The sequence below is a fragment of the Pseudomonas sp. UBA4617 genome (assembly GCF_002386445.1).
GTDB lineage: Bacteria > Pseudomonadota > Gammaproteobacteria > Pseudomonadales > Pseudomonadaceae > Aquipseudomonas.
The window spans coordinates 36,359-50,471 of record NZ_DGIR01000008.1 but is presented as its reverse complement, the minus strand read 5'-3'; the positions used below and the strand labels follow the sequence as shown (position 1 = coordinate 50,471).

Annotated in this window: 12 protein-coding genes; 7 read left to right on the top strand and 5 right to left on the bottom strand. The window is 60.4% G+C overall.

All coding sequences use genetic code 11. The features are described 5' to 3' along the window. Window positions 1-28: 28 nt before the first annotated feature. Window positions 29-1,375 carry a glutamine synthetase family protein gene (locus tag B4L76_RS02050; RefSeq protein WP_296230135.1) on the bottom strand — a complete coding sequence of 449 codons (1,347 nt, stop codon included), beginning with the start codon at window positions 1,373-1,375 and terminating at the stop codon, window positions 29-31. 27 nt (window positions 1,376-1,402) lie between these two features. Beyond that, window positions 1,403-1,957: a helix-turn-helix domain-containing protein gene (locus B4L76_RS02045; RefSeq protein WP_296230133.1), complete on the bottom strand. Its 555-nt coding sequence runs from the start codon at window positions 1,955-1,957 to the stop codon at window positions 1,403-1,405. Between the two features lie 195 nt (window positions 1,958-2,152). On the opposite strand from B4L76_RS02045, the gene B4L76_RS02040 reads away from it, so the two are divergent. The 7 genes from B4L76_RS02040 to B4L76_RS02010 all read left to right on the top strand — a co-directional run bounded on the left by B4L76_RS02040 (window position 2,153) and on the right by B4L76_RS02010 (window position 11,018). Beyond that, window positions 2,153-2,500 carry a metalloregulator ArsR/SmtB family transcription factor gene (locus tag B4L76_RS02040; protein ID WP_296230132.1) on the top strand — a complete coding sequence of 116 codons (348 nt, stop codon included), beginning with the start codon at window positions 2,153-2,155 and terminating at the stop codon, window positions 2,498-2,500. 23 nt (window positions 2,501-2,523) lie between these two features. Then, window positions 2,524-3,807, top strand: a complete 1,284-nt coding sequence (locus B4L76_RS02035; RefSeq protein WP_296230130.1) for an arsenic transporter — start codon at window positions 2,524-2,526, stop codon at window positions 3,805-3,807. A gap of 27 nt (window positions 3,808-3,834) precedes the next feature. Beyond that, window positions 3,835-4,305, top strand: coding sequence for an arsenate reductase ArsC (locus tag B4L76_RS02030; RefSeq protein WP_296230129.1), 471 nt, complete (start codon window positions 3,835-3,837; stop codon window positions 4,303-4,305). A gap of 234 nt (window positions 4,306-4,539) precedes the next feature. Then, on the top strand, window positions 4,540-6,528 hold the full coding sequence (locus tag B4L76_RS02025; protein ID WP_296230128.1) for an acyltransferase family protein: 1,989 nt from the start codon (window positions 4,540-4,542) through the stop codon (window positions 6,526-6,528). A gap of 376 nt (window positions 6,529-6,904) precedes the next feature. After that, window positions 6,905-7,915 (top strand): tRNA dihydrouridine(20/20a) synthase DusA, encoded by a 1,011-nt coding sequence (dusA, locus tag B4L76_RS02020; RefSeq protein ID WP_296230127.1) that lies wholly within the window; start codon window positions 6,905-6,907, stop codon window positions 7,913-7,915. Between the two features lie 189 nt (window positions 7,916-8,104). Continuing rightward, window positions 8,105-9,031, top strand: coding sequence for a transaldolase (gene tal, locus B4L76_RS02015; RefSeq protein WP_296230125.1), 927 nt, complete (start codon window positions 8,105-8,107; stop codon window positions 9,029-9,031). A 133-nt stretch (window positions 9,032-9,164) separates the two neighbouring features. Then, entirely contained in the window at window positions 9,165-11,018 is a 1,854-nt protein-coding gene (locus tag B4L76_RS02010) for an alkaline phosphatase D family protein (protein WP_296230123.1), read from the top strand. A gap of 5 nt (window positions 11,019-11,023) precedes the next feature. Here the strand turns inward: B4L76_RS02010 and B4L76_RS02005 are convergent, their stop codons facing one another. The 3 genes from B4L76_RS02005 to B4L76_RS01995 are packed head-to-tail and all read right to left on the bottom strand — an operon-like array spanning window position 11,024 to window position 13,731. After that, a complete protein-coding gene (locus tag B4L76_RS02005) occupies window positions 11,024-11,719 on the bottom strand; it encodes a glutamine amidotransferase (RefSeq protein ID WP_296230121.1) in 696 nt (231 codons plus the stop codon). Window positions 11,720-11,747: 28 nt separating this feature from the next. Further along, entirely contained in the window at window positions 11,748-12,776 is a 1,029-nt protein-coding gene (locus B4L76_RS02000; RefSeq protein ID WP_296230119.1) for a 2Fe-2S iron-sulfur cluster-binding protein, read from the bottom strand. A 7-nt stretch (window positions 12,777-12,783) separates the two neighbouring features. Further along, the gene (locus tag B4L76_RS01995) at window positions 12,784-13,731 is read right to left on the bottom strand and encodes a diiron oxygenase (RefSeq protein WP_296230117.1); all 948 of its coding nucleotides are present in this window, start codon (window positions 13,729-13,731) and stop codon (window positions 12,784-12,786) included. Window positions 13,732-14,113 lie beyond the last annotated feature (382 nt).

Sequence of the window (14,113 nt, the reverse complement as noted above, 5' to 3'; positions counted from 1 at the left end):
AAGAAAGGGCTCAGAGGCACCTTGGCAGTTACAGGAACCAGCGGTATTCGCGGGCATCGATGTGGCGCATGAAGTCCTGTTGCTCCTGGTACTTGTTTTCGCAATAGACCATCACGAACTCACTGCCCAGGCCTTGGTTGAGTACCGGGTGGTGGCGCATGGCAGCCAGGGCACTGAAGGCCTCCTTGGGGAAATCGATGCCGCTCTGGCGGTTGTCGTTGAGCGGGGCGATGGGTTCGACGCCCCTGTCCAGGCCATGCTCCATGCCGGTCAGAATGGCCGCCAGTACCAGGTACGGGTTGGCGTCGGCGCCGGCAAGGCGGTGTTCGATGCGCAGGTTGCGCGGGTCGGACTCGGGAATGCGAATGCACGCATCACGATCTTCGAAGCCCCAGCTGGCCTTGCTCGCCGCATTGACCATCGCGCCGTAGCGGCGGTAGGCATTGTGGTTCGGGGCGAAGATCGGCATGCAGTGGGGCAGCAGCTCCAGGCAGCCTGCCACGGCATGGCGCAGCTTGCGTTGCTCGTCGACCGCCAGGATGTTGTTGCCGGCATCGTCGTACAGGCTGACATGCACATGCATGCCGCTGCCCGGCGCATCCAGGTACGGCTTGCTCATGAAGCTGGCCCGATAGCCATGTTTCATCGCGACACCACGCGTGCTGCGGCAGAACAGTGCCGACCAGTCGGCTGCACTCAAGGCATCGTCGCTGTGCGAGAAATTGATCTCGAACTGGCCCGGGCCCAGCTCGGCGGTGATCACATTGGCCGGCACGCCTTGCTCGTTGGCAGCGTCGACCATCTCGTGCAGCACCGAGGAAAAGCGCGACAACCGCTCGATGTGCATGTTCGGCTGGTCGTCCTGGTCGCCGCTTGCCGTGTCGCGAGGGTACTGCGGCAGGCCGTTGGCCAGCTGGCGGTCGAACAGGTAGAACTCCAGCTCGAAGGCCACCACCGGACGAATGCCGCGCCTGGCCAGGCGCTGCAGCACGCGGGCCAGCACCTCACGAGGCTCGAACTCGATCGGCCTGGCGGTGCCGTCGGAGGTGATCAGCATCTGGGCGATCACTTCCTGCTCCCAACGCACCGGCTTCAAGGTACCCGGCACCAGGCGCCGAACGGCATCCGGGTCGCCATCGGCGAAGCAGTAGTCACCGATCGGGTACAGACCACCCTGGGTGCCGAGCAACACACAGTTCTGCGGCAGTTTCAGCGGCGTGCCGGCAGCCACCTTTTCCAGCATGTCCATGGGGTAGCGCTTGCCGTAGAAGTGACCGGGGATATCCAGCGCAATCAGGTCGACATAACGTATTTCTGGGTATCTGGCGCGGAACGCGCGCACTTCTGTCAGCACGTCCGGAAAGATGACACTCATCTTCTTGTCCTTGTTAGGTGAACGAATTCAGTTGAAGACCCAGAGCACACGGGTGGGGTTTTCTGTCAGGTTGGCGTAACGGAATTGCGCGTAGGGTTGCAGCTGGAAACAGTCGTTGGCCAGCAGGGTCACGGCATCGCCGTCGTCCAGCCATACCGTGAGTTCGCCTTCGAGCACGAAACAGCCCTGCTCGGAACGGTCGGTCAGGTACGGCTCGCCACTGCACGCGCCAGGCTCGAGATGGCTGTCGAGCATGGCAAAGGCACCGGTGATGCTCGGCGAAGCCAAAACATCGGTGATGCCCGATTCCAGGTACAGCGTGCGCCGCTCGTAAGGGCGCGTGACCCAGCTGATGCCACGTGGCTTGCTCAGGTTGTAGAAGTACGCGGTGGATACGCCGAGCGCTTCGCTGATGGCGGTGAGGTCGGCCACGCTCGGGCGCGAGACCCCGCGCTCGACCTGGGACAGGAAGCCCACCGAGCGGTTGGTGCGCACGGCCAGCTCGCCCAGGGTGAGGTTCTTGAAATTGCGCAGGTCGTGAATAAGGATCGCGAGGGCTTCAACCTCTTCGTGCATCTTCATCGATTCGGACTGCCGTGAAATTTTTAGAGTTATTTTTCATGAAAAAATACAGTGAAATTTTCACGAGTCAAGTCCGTTCGCCTTCATGACGGTCGTGTCGCGCTTGCAAGCCGTCTGGCTCGCTGGCTATCCGCTACTTGCTCAATACATATGAAAATTCGTATATTCGCCTATCCATATGTAATGAGCCGCAGCATGATCAGTCCTTCAGAACTCTTCAAAAGCCTGGCCGACGAAACCCGCGCACGTGCCACCCTGCTGATCGCCAGCCTTGGCGAACTCTGCGTATGCGAGCTGATGTGCGCCCTCGGCGACAGCCAGCCGAAGGTCAGCCGGCACCTGGCGCAACTGCGCAGCAGTGGCGTGCTGCTGGACCGCCGGCAAGGCCAATGGGTGTATTACCGCCTCAACCCGGCCCTGCCCAGTTGGGCCATCGAGCTGCTGCAGGTGACCCTGAAAGCCAATGCCCAATGGCTGCAAGCCAACACCGAGCGCCTGCAGAACATGGACGGTCGCCCTGTCCGAACCAGCGCCTGCTGCTGAATCCAATGCCTATCGAGCCTGCCATGCTAGTCGCACTCAGCGTTTTTCTGTTCACCCTCATCCTGGTCATCTGGCAACCCAAGGGTCTTGGCGTCGGCTGGAGTGCCGCGCTCGGCGCGCTGATCGCGCTGGCGGCCGGCGCGGTGTCGCTGGGCGACATCCCGACCGTGTGGGCCATCGTCTGGAACGCCACCGCCACCTTCATCGCCGTCATCATCATCAGCCTGCTGCTGGACGAAGCCGGTTTCTTCGAGTGGGCGGCGCTGCATGTGGCGCGCTGGGCCAAGGGCAGCGGCTACCGCTTGTTCGCCTTCTGCGTCCTGCTAGGCGCTGCGGTATCGGCGCTGTTCGCCAACGATGGGGCAGCACTGATCCTTACCCCCATCGTCATGTCGATGCTGATGGCCTTGCGCTTCTCGCCGGCAGCCACGCTGGCATTCGTCATGGCCGCGGGCTTCATCGCCGACACCGCCAGCCTGCCGCTGGTGGTGTCCAACCTGGTGAACATCGTGTCCGCCGACTACTTCGGGCTGGGGTTCGCCGAGTACGCCTCGGTGATGGTGCCAGTGAACCTGGCGAGCGTGGCCGCCACCTTGCTGGTGCTGTTCCTGTACTTCCGTCGCGACCTGCCGAAGCAGTACGCCGTCGAAGCCTTGCAGGCGCCGCGGGCGGCGATTCGCGACCAGGCGACCTTCGTCGTGGGCTGGTGGACGCTGCTGGTCTTGCTGGTCGGCCTGTTCGCCCTGGAACCGCTCGGTATCCCGATCAGTGCAGTCGCGGCCGTGTGCGCCGCGTTGCTGTTCGCGGTCGCTGCACGCGGCCACCGGATTTCCACCCGCCGCGTGCTGCGCGAAGCGCCGTGGCAGGTGGTGGTCTTTTCCCTTGGCATGTACCTGGTGGTCTACGGCCTGAAGAACGCCGGCCTGACCGACTTCCTCAGCCACTGGCTCGAGCGCCTTGCCGAACATGGGGTGTGGGGCGCCGCCATCGGCACCGGCCTGCTGTCGGCACTGCTGTCATCGGTGATGAACAACATGCCCAGCGTGCTGGTCGGCGCCCTGTCGATCCAGGGCAGTGGCGCCGAAGGGCTGGTGCGCGACGCCATGGTCTACGCCAACGTGATCGGCTGTGACCTGGGGCCGAAGATCACTCCGATCGGCAGCCTCGCCACGCTGTTGTGGTTGCATGTGCTGGAACGCAAGGGAGTGCGTATCACCTGGGGGTATTACTTCAAGGTCGGCATTTTGCTGACCCTGCCCGTGCTGCTGATCACCCTGTCGGCACTGGCATTGCGCCTTAGCCTCTGACATTCCGCCCCACGCGAGGAGTTTTTCATGCGAGTTCTGTTCATGTGCACCGCCAACAGTTGCCGCAGCATCCTTTCCGAAGCCCTTTTTAACCATATGGCGCCGGCAGGGTTCGAGGCGATCAGCGCCGGCAGCTTCCCCAGGGGGCAGGTGTTGCCGCGCAGCCTCACTACCCTGCAACAGGCCGGCATAGCCACCGAGGGCCTCAGCAGCAAGGGCAATGATGCCTTCGCAGGCAGCCCGCCGGACATTGTCATCACCGTGTGCGACAAAGCCGCCGGCGAAGCCTGCCCGGTGTACTTCGGCACCGCGCTGAAAACCCATTGGGGGCTGGAGGACCCGTCCGAGGTCGAGGGCGACGAAACGCTGATCGACGCCGCCTTCCGCGCAACCCTGGAGCATATCCGCAAGCGCTGCGCAGCGTTCTTCAGCTTGCCGTTTGCCTCATTGGATCGCGACGGGTTGCAGAAGGAGCTGGATCGCATCGGCGCGCTGTGATCCATGGCGCCAGGCGAGAGAAGTTGAAACAGGCAATCCTGGCCAGGTACAGGGAGGGCGAAAAGGAACCGCCCGTTGCTCTTTTTTCACTTGAGCGTATACCAACGCCGGTACGCAGAGGGGAGACGTGTGTTTACGCTCCACCTAATGTGTCCCTGACATCATGACGACATCAGTTGTAGAATCCGCAACCTTCTACTCCTTACCAGGGCTGCGCCCGCCGAAAGGGATTTCATGAGCAAAGCATTAGCGTACCGCCCGGACATTGACGGCCTGCGGGCCGTGGCCGTCCTGGCGGTTACGATCTTCCACTTCAACAAGCAGTGGATGCCGGGTGGCTTTGTCGGCGTCGACATTTTCTTCGTCATTTCCGGCTATCTGATCACGGGCATCGTGGCCAGGCAGATCGCTGCAGGAACCTTCTCGCTCGCCGACTTCTACATGCGCCGCGTTCGACGGATTTTCCCTGCTGCACTGTTCGTCACATTGGCAACACTAATAGCCGGTTCCGCCCTGATGCTGCCGGCAGACGCGCTGCAGCTCTCCCAATCCGCTGTAGCCGCGACCTTCTCGGCAGCGAACATCTTCTTCTGGAAGTTTCTGGATACCAGTTACTTCGCAGCATCCTCCGACACTGTGCCACTGCTTCATATGTGGTCACTCGGCGTCGAGGAGCAGTTTTATCTGGTATGGCCAGGCTTGCTGTTGCTATCGCTCAAGTTCGGTGGACGCAGACTTGTTGTGCTGACGGCCTGTCTCGCTGCCGTGGCCTCGTTCTGGTACGGGCAGTCCAAACTCGCTGCAGACCCTACGTTCGCCTACTATATGCTTCCTTCGCGGGCCGGCGAGCTTTTGATCGGTGCACTGGCCTACTTCAGCTGTGAAGCAGCGCGCGATCGGATCTCCACTCGCGCGGCCTCAGGCCTGGCTTATACCGGCGCCGGATTGGTGATTCTGTCCTTGATCTTCATCCGTGAAGAGGAGGGATTCCCTGGCTTCATCTCCGCGGTGCCGGCCATGGGCGCAGCGCTGATCATTGCTGGCTGCGCATTCTCTTCGAACCTGGTGGGTAAGCTGCTCGCGCTGAAACCCATGACTGCCGTTGGCCTGATTTCGTTCTCGCTGTACCTCTGGCACTGGCCCGTTCTGGCGCTTTACCGCTATTCGTTCGGCGAACTTACCCTTGTCGGTGGGCTGGCATGCTTTGCGGCGATGAGTGCGTTGACGGTGGTGTCTTACTTCTATATCGAAAAACCGTTCCGCAATGCGAAGAGCAGCCTGAAAACGTTGTCCATCGGCATGGCTGCCGCCTCGGTCTGTGCGGTATCTGCAATGACGATTCAATCGAACGGGATGTTCGGCCCACTCACGCCGAATGGCTATGCTGAAAAGCTCAAAGCGCTGGATGACAACACAGGTCCCGCTTACTCCTACCCGTACGTATGCCAAGGAATGCCAAAGCCTGCAATCATTTCGAACCCGAAATGCGTCGTGGGCACTGGCCCAACGGATACGATCCTCTTCGGTGATTCCAATGCCGCTCATTTCATGGGCTACTTCAAAGTGGTGGCGGACCACTACGGCTTTTCGCTTCGAAACCTTGAGCACCCCTCTTGCCCGCCTTTCCCCGGAAACCTGAGCCAAAAGTATGTGGTCAAGGGCTATCAGGAAAGCTGCCCAGCCTTCAACCAGATGGTGCGGCAAAATCTCGCCCCATACAAAACAGTCATTATTGGCGCAACCTGGCAAGTGTATGCCCAGAACCCAAATTTTGAAGCGGACATGCGCGAAACGCTCAAGCAACTGACGGCAACCGGAAAAAACGTAATCGTCGCGCTGCGCGCACCCGGCTTTGTCGACTACGACAAAGAGTGCACCCGTAAATCGGTAAAAATACCATTTGCCGATTGCGAAAAGCGCTCTGCCTACGCGGATGAAGGCGACCTTTCCGCAAACGAAAAGATTCGGTTGATAGCGAAGGATTTCGTCAACGTCCAGACATTCAGCATTCGTAACCTGATTTGCAAGGACGGAACTTGCTCCGCCTACCTGAATGGCAAACCGCTGTATTACGACCCGGGCCATCTGAGCATTCCAGGCTCGGAAATGCTGGGGGGCGAGGCGATCAAGCACAACCTTGTTCCAACCGAAGTCTTGTCGCTACTGCTGCCGAAGCAGGCCGTCGGTTACATTTCCCAGGAAAAGAGCTTGCTGCGCGAGTAGCAGTCGGCCAGCAGACGTCCCCCAATATCAGGGAGCCCTGTAGCAGGCGGGAGCCGGCATTGATGCTGTCGGCTGTCGAGGGCTTCCAGCGGCAAGACATGTGACCGTTTTCGGCGGTACCAGCCGCCGGTTTCAGACGGTATTGGGTCAACAAGCAGGTTTCGAGCGAACGTCCGGGGTTCTTGATAGACTAAGCCACCTGTTTCCCGAGGCGGATCTGGACGGTACAGCCGACCGTCCCATCAGCCTTGCCCATGCTTTGACCGCTGCCATGATTTCCGTTGGTACAAGCGTCTTGGCGGTGGTACACCGTGCCGATGCCGCACCAAAAACGCCCCACAACCCCGGAAAGCGGCACAAAAACGTGTAGACCCAAATGCCCCTAGAATCAGCCTCAAAGCCACAAACCACGCGCCCTGAGCCCTCTCGCCGCTTCAGCGTTGCACCGATGATGGACTGGACCGACCGCCACTGCCGGTTCTTCCTGCGCCTGCTCTCCAGGCAAACCCTGCTCTACACCGAAATGGTCACCACCGGCGCCCTGCTGCACAACGACGCCCACCGATTCCTGCGCCACGATACCACCGAGCACCCGCTGGCCTTGCAACTGGGCGGCAGCGTGCCGGCCGACCTGGCCGCCTGCGCCCGGCTGGCTGAAGAAGCCGGCTACGACGAGGTCAACCTCAACGTCGGCTGCCCCAGCGACCGGGTGCAGAACAACATGATCGGCGCCTGCCTGATGGCCCACCCGGCGCTGGTGGCCGATTGCGTGAAGGCCATGCGCGATGCCGTGTCGACCCCGGTAACGGTCAAGCACCGCATCGGCATCAATGGCCGCGACAGCTACGCCGAGCTGTGTGACTTCGTCGGCCAGGTGCGCGAGGCCGGCTGCCGCAGTTTTACCGTGCACGCGCGCATCGCGATCCTGGAAGGGTTGTCGCCGAAGGAAAACCGCGAGATCCCGCCATTGCGCTATGACGTGGCGGCGCAGTTGAAGGCAGACTTCCCGGACCTGGAGATCGTGCTCAATGGCGGCATCAAGACCTTGGCCGAGTGCCAGGCGCACCTGCAGACCTTCGACGGCGTGATGCTCGGCCGCGAGGCCTACCATAACCCCTACTTGCTGGCCGAGGTGGACCAGCAGCTGTTCGGCAGCGAAGCGCCGGTCGTCAGCCGTAGCGAGGCGCTGGCGCAGTTGCGGCCTTATATCGTCGCGCACATGCAGGCGGGCGGGGCCATGCATCACGTCACCCGGCATATCCTGGGGTTGGCCCAAGGGTTCAATGGTGCCCGGCGGTTCCGCCAGTTGCTGTCGGCGGACATCCACAAGGCGGCGGAGCCGTTGGCGGTGTTCGACCAGGCGGTGGAGCTGTTGCAGGGACGCTGAGCGTTCAGGCTACGCGACAGCGAGCACCGGCCTGGCCACTGTCAGGCAACCGCTGCGGAACCTCAGCGCAGCCTGCGACTCGAATCTTCACCTTTCGCACAGCCCTTCCGGGCAAGCCCGTGCCCAGGCCCTTGAGCGGCCGTCGGGGCTCGGGTAATGTCGAGTCATTGCACAGGACAGAGCACGCCCATGACCTCCAAGCTGGAACAACTCAAGCAGTTCACCACCGTGGTCGCCGACACCGGAGACCTGGATGCCATCACCCGGCTGAAACCGGTCGATGCCACCACCAACCCGTCGCTGTTGCTCAAAGCCGCCGCCATCCCCGGCTATGCCGACCTGCTCAAGCAGGTGAAAACCGATGCCAAGGGCGACGTCGACCTGGCCTGCGACCGCTTCGCGGTGGCCGTGGGTTCGGGCATCCTCAAGGTCATCCCGGGGCGTATCTCCACCGAGGTGGATGCCCGCCTGTCGTTCGATGAACCGGCCCTGCTGGCCAAAGCCCGCAAGCTCGTCGAACTGTACGAGGCCGCCGGCGTGGGCCGCGAGCGCGTGCTGATCAAGCTGGCTTCCACCTGGGAAGGCATCCGCGCTGCCGAGAAGCTGGAGAAGGAAGGCATCCAGACCAACCTCACCTTGCTGTTCTCCTTCGCCCAGGCCCAGGCCTGCGCCGATGCCGGGGTATTCCTGATTTCGCCGTTCGTGGGGCGTATCTACGACTGGTACAAGAAAAGCACCGGCCAGGAATACGTGGGCGCCGAGGACCCAGGCGTGCAGTCGGTAACGCGCATCTACAACTACTACAAGGCCAATGGCTACGACACCGTGGTCATGGGCGCCAGCTTCCGCAATATCGGCCAGATCGAGCAACTGGCCGGCTGCGACCGCCTGACCATCAGCCCCGAACTGCTGCAGCAACTGAGCGATGACCAGGGCGTGTTGCCACGGGTACTGCAGCCGGGCAAGGCTGGCGAGGCCAAGCAGCAACTGAATGAAAGCCAGTTCCGCTGGGCGATGAACGAGGATGCCATGGGTACCGAGAAACTGGCCGAGGGCATTCGCCAGTTCGCCCGGGACCAGGAAAAACTGGAGAAGTTGATGGCGGAAAAGGCCTGATACATTTAGCGTTTGCCTGACGGGCGGGAAGTGTTCAGCATTTTCCGCCCGTCTGTTTATCTGGCGTTAGTTGTGCACTGAATTCCTGGGCCCCTTCGCCGGCGAGAGGCCCACATAGCCACCCGAGCTGTCGATGACCTCCTCTACCCCATTGCCCCTCGTCCTTGCCGGCCCGATCCTGCGCCGCCTGGAACCCCAGCGCCTGGCCATCTGGCTGGTCGCCAGCCAACCACTGCAGCCCGAATTCATCTGCCCGGCAGGCGAAGCACAGGCAGATTGCCAGGTAGTTGCAGTGGGCCAGCACGCCTTCATCCATCTGCTGGACATTCACTTTGCTCGCCCCCTGCCCTGCAATCAACTGCTCGATTATGACGTGCTGCTCAATGGCCAGGGCATTGCCGACTGGGCACCGCACCTGCTCTACCCCGGCGCACGCCGCCCAAACCTGGTACTGCGCGAGCGCCTCGGCCAGCTCCTGCACGGCTCCTGTCGCAAGCCGCACCACCCGGCCGCCGACGGCCTTCTGTGTGCCGACCGCCTGTTGCAGGCCTGCACGGCACCGGCGGACCGCCCTGCCGTGCTGCTGATGACCGGCGACCAAGTGTATGCCGACGACGTCGCTGGCCCGATGCTGCGCGCCATCCATTCCCTGATCACGCACCTGGGCCTGTTCGACGAAACCCTCGATGGCGCCGTGGTCGCCGACAGCCAGGCGCTGTACCGGCACCCGGCCTGCTACTACCACCGCGCCGACCTGCTGCCGGCCCAGCAGCGCAACGAAACCCTGCGCGAGCGCTTTTTCGGCGGCAAGCGCAAGCCGATCTTTTCTTCCAGCAACGCTGACAACCACTTGGTGACCTTCGCCGAGGTCATGGCCATGTACCTGCTGGTGTGGTCCCCGGTGCCCTGGCAACTGGTGAGCCTGGACATGCCCAGCGGGCTCACCGCCCCTCGCCAGGCCCGTTACCGGCAGGAGCTGCCGCTGATCCAGGCGTTTGCCAGCAACCTCGGCCAGGTAGCGCGGGTAATGGCCCACTTGCCGTGCCTGATGATCTTCGACGACCACGACATCACCGACGACTGGAACCTCTCGGCGCAGTGGGAAGAAACCGCCTATGGCCACCCTTTCTCGCGGCGGATCATCGGCAATGCGCTGCTCGGCTACCTGTTGTGCCAGGCCTGGGGCAATGACCCGGATGCCTGCAACGGCCTGGTCCGGCAATGCCAGGCGCTGCCCCGCCATCAGGACGCGCTGATCGGTGAGCTGCTGCGCTTCCAGGGCTGGCAGTACAGCCTGCCCAGCGAACCACCGCTGATAGTGCTGGACACCCGCACGCGCCGCTGGCGCAGCGAAGGCAACCTGGCCAACCCGTCCGGCTTGCTCGACTGGGAAGCACTGTGCGAGCTGCAGCAGGCGCTGCTGGACCACCCCTCGGCGATCATCGTGTCACCGGCGCCGCTCTTTGGCGTGAAGCTGATCGAAACGGTGCAGAGGGTATTCAGCTGGCTGGGCTACCCGTTGCTGGTGGATGCCGAGAACTGGATGGCCCACCGTGGCGCGGCACAGGTGATCCTGAACATCTTCCGCCATTCGCGCACGCCCGGGCATTACGTGATCCTGTCGGGTGATGTGCACTATTCATTCGTGTACGAGGTACTGATTCGCCATCGCCAGCGCAACCCGCATCTGTGGCAGGTGACCAGCAGCGGGATCAAGAACGAGTTCCCACGGCGCTTGCTGGATGTGCTGGATCGGCTCAACCGCTGGCTTTATTCACCGCGCTCGCCGCTGAACTGGTTTACCAAGCGTCGGCAGATGGAGGTGGTGCCACGCACCCCCAACCGTAGCAAGGCTGGGGAGCGGCTATGGAACAGTGCAGGGTTGGGTCAGGTGTTCTTCAACGAGAAGGGGCAACCTGAGCGGGTTTTCCAGCTCAATGCGGATGGCAGTTCAAAAGCGGAATTCATTGCGCCACCTGCGGATTGAAAATATCAGGAAAAACGCTTCACCCATCCAAGCAAGGTGCGGGAGCATGCCATACGCAGCCGCTCCCCTAGCACTTGGGCATCACGCCTGATTTTTTTCGGGTCGATGTTTTCGCAAGCCAGTTCGTGCGCATGCCCGACCAGCCACTGTTCAATGCGCTGGCAATCGACCTCCAGGTGGAATTGCAACGCAAGCACATGATTGCCAACGGAAAATGCCTGGTGTTTGCAGACATCGCTTTCTGCCAACCACTGTGCACCCTGGGGCAACTCGAACTGATCACCGTGCCAATGCAAGACAGGCACACCCACTAACTCGACAAGCGCAGAACCACCGCCCTCCAATGTCAAATGCACCTCGGAAAACCCGATTTCCTTTTGCGGCATTGGCGCCACGCCGGCCCCAAGGGCTCGCGCGATCAACTGCGCGCCGAGGCAAATTCCCAGCAAAGGTTTGTTCGACGCAAGCCGCTGCCTGATCAGTTCGAGTTCGTCACTCAGGAACGGATAACGCTCATCGTCATGGGCGCCGATTGGCCCGCCCAGGACAATCATCAGATCCGCACCGCGTACGTCCAGGTGACGCAAGTCGGCCGTGCAGGCATCGACATAACTGATGCGATAGCCCAGCTCGACCAGCATGGGCTCAAGCTGACCGAGATCTTCGAAATGAACGTGCCGTAGCGCTAACAGCGTTTTCATAATTTCCTCTGGATGTGCTGAAGTGAGTTCAGATGGCAATGGTCAAAGAACCGTCCTTGGGGTAACAACAACAGGCCAGTACATAGCCTTGATCACGCTCATGCTGGGCCAGTGCGAAATCCATCTCGTGCTGGCATTCGCCTTCCACAAGCCTGACCTTGCAGCTCCCGCAAATCCCCGAGCGGCATTCATTTGCAATTGCAACTTGCTCGTCGAGCAAGTGGTCGAGCAGGCTGCGCCCCGCCTGCAATGGCAGCGATACCCCAGTTCCAGCAACCTGCAAGCGCGCGCCTTCAGCCGTTGCCGCCGGAATGGGGACAGCCTCGGAGGCCACCGGTGAAAAAGCTTCGACCAAGATGTCGGCTTGCGGGAAAGATTGCAGGACCAGTGCGCGCATGGATTTTGCGAATCCACCACTTCCGCAGATAACCACCGTGTCCGGGCGCGACATGGCAGCGATGCAGGTGCTGTCCAGGCGCCCCTCCTTCAGGGGCAAAGAGGCAGGCTCGCGTGTTACATGCAAGTTTGCCGAAAACCAATTTTCGTTCGCAGCGAGCGCCGTCAGCTCATGCTGGAATGGCATCTCGGCTTGAACTGAACTACACGCCAGCAGGGTAACGTGGGGAACTTGCTGGCCCTCGTCACTCAGTTGTTTGAGTTCCCTGACAAGGGCTATCGGCAAGGTCAAACCAATACCGCCTGCCAGCAGAAGTACAGTCTTGGAGGATGTCAAGCGCTCAACCGTGATGGCTCCACCGACGCCACACAACTGTAAAAGGTCGCCACCGGCAATCTTGTCGAACAGATTGTCTGAGACACGCTGGTGCCCACTTCTTTTTACCACCACTTCGAACACATTGGTTGAAAGTACGCGCGTCACCGAGTAGCAACGTTGTTGTCGCACGCCCTGGGTATCTGGATAAATGATCTGAACATAGCGGCCGGCGGTCAGGGTCCAGCGTTCATCGCGCGGCCCAAGGATGCGAAAACGCAAACACTTGATTTTATCTGCAACGGGAGAAACACCTTCGCAGACCAATTGCAAAGTAGCAACCATAATGGCATCAGGCTCCGCTCTGAGCAGTCTGGCTATAAATGACCCTCTGTGCATCCAGACCTAGACGTTCTATCAGTCGCTCTACCGACGCACGGTAGATAGCCACTTCGTTACTGTCGCCCGTGTCGGCCAGCATCGCTTCCGCACCCGGAAAATCAAACAGTGTGAATGCTTTGGCCCAACCGCCCAATTCATTGTTCGCGAACATTTCTACCGTGCGCAGGAGAATGGTTCTGAAATACCGGCGCTCCTGCTCGGAAAGGTCAGCGAGCACGTCTGCGGCAACGAAACTAAAGACACTTGAATGGCTCCATTCGTCCACGGCATGGGTTTTGGTTACTTGATGGCAAATCGATTGGATGTTGCTATCTTCCGCCATGACTTTCAAATAGTCGGTAATCAACGTCTCGCTGGCGCAAGCGATGGCGAACCGCGTGAGCCGCCGCTGCCACTCTGCATGACACTCGTCCAGTACCCGAGCACGCCACTTGACCAGGTTGAAATCAGAGAAATCCAGATAGTCGATGTCGCGCATCGCGTATATGTAATTACAGGCTTCCAGCGACATCCGCGTGTGCAACGCTTCGTCCAGCATGGCATCTGCCATGACGGTTTGCAGCAGCGCTCTGTTCCTGGAGGTTACCGGCGGTGACTTGATGATATCTTCACAAGCGGGTGCAACCACATTCGTTTCGATATAAATGGTTTTGACGTTATACAATACCCAGGCATAACTAAGCACTTTGGATTTCTGCGCAGCGCTCGCCTCAAGCCATGCGGCGTGGCCCCTGAAGGGCAAGAGCACTTCCGAAAAATCGTGGCGCTCAGGTTCAAACTCCAAGTTGGTGTAATCTTGCAACCCATTGTTTACCGCCGCTCGTGTCTTCCAAAGCTTGGCGAGTTTCTCCAGCATGCTGCCAACTTGATCATCACCCGACTGCACTACAGCATTCATGATAATTGCTCCCTTAGTGAGAGCAACGACCATAACACGCAGAAAAACTTTGCCGCCCGCGCAACCTGTAACTGAAATTTTACAACACCCCGTTACAACCTATTTGGCAAACGGCAATAATGCCCTGTTGCACAGCGACCAAACACTGATGCCAGAGGCATACTTGAAACAGGGCACGGAAAAGACACTCAACACCAGCGAACAATAGCTACACGTCCGCGGAAGAATAACTAGCCATAAACTAGAAAATTCTCACCCCGAAAGGGCCGAAGCGGCGGTAATTATTGAAAGTTACAATGCAACTTGGGTGCCCAGCGGCACATAGGCACCGGGGCAATGCACAACTGGAACTGAAAAAAGAAGGACGCTGAGCTGACAGCAG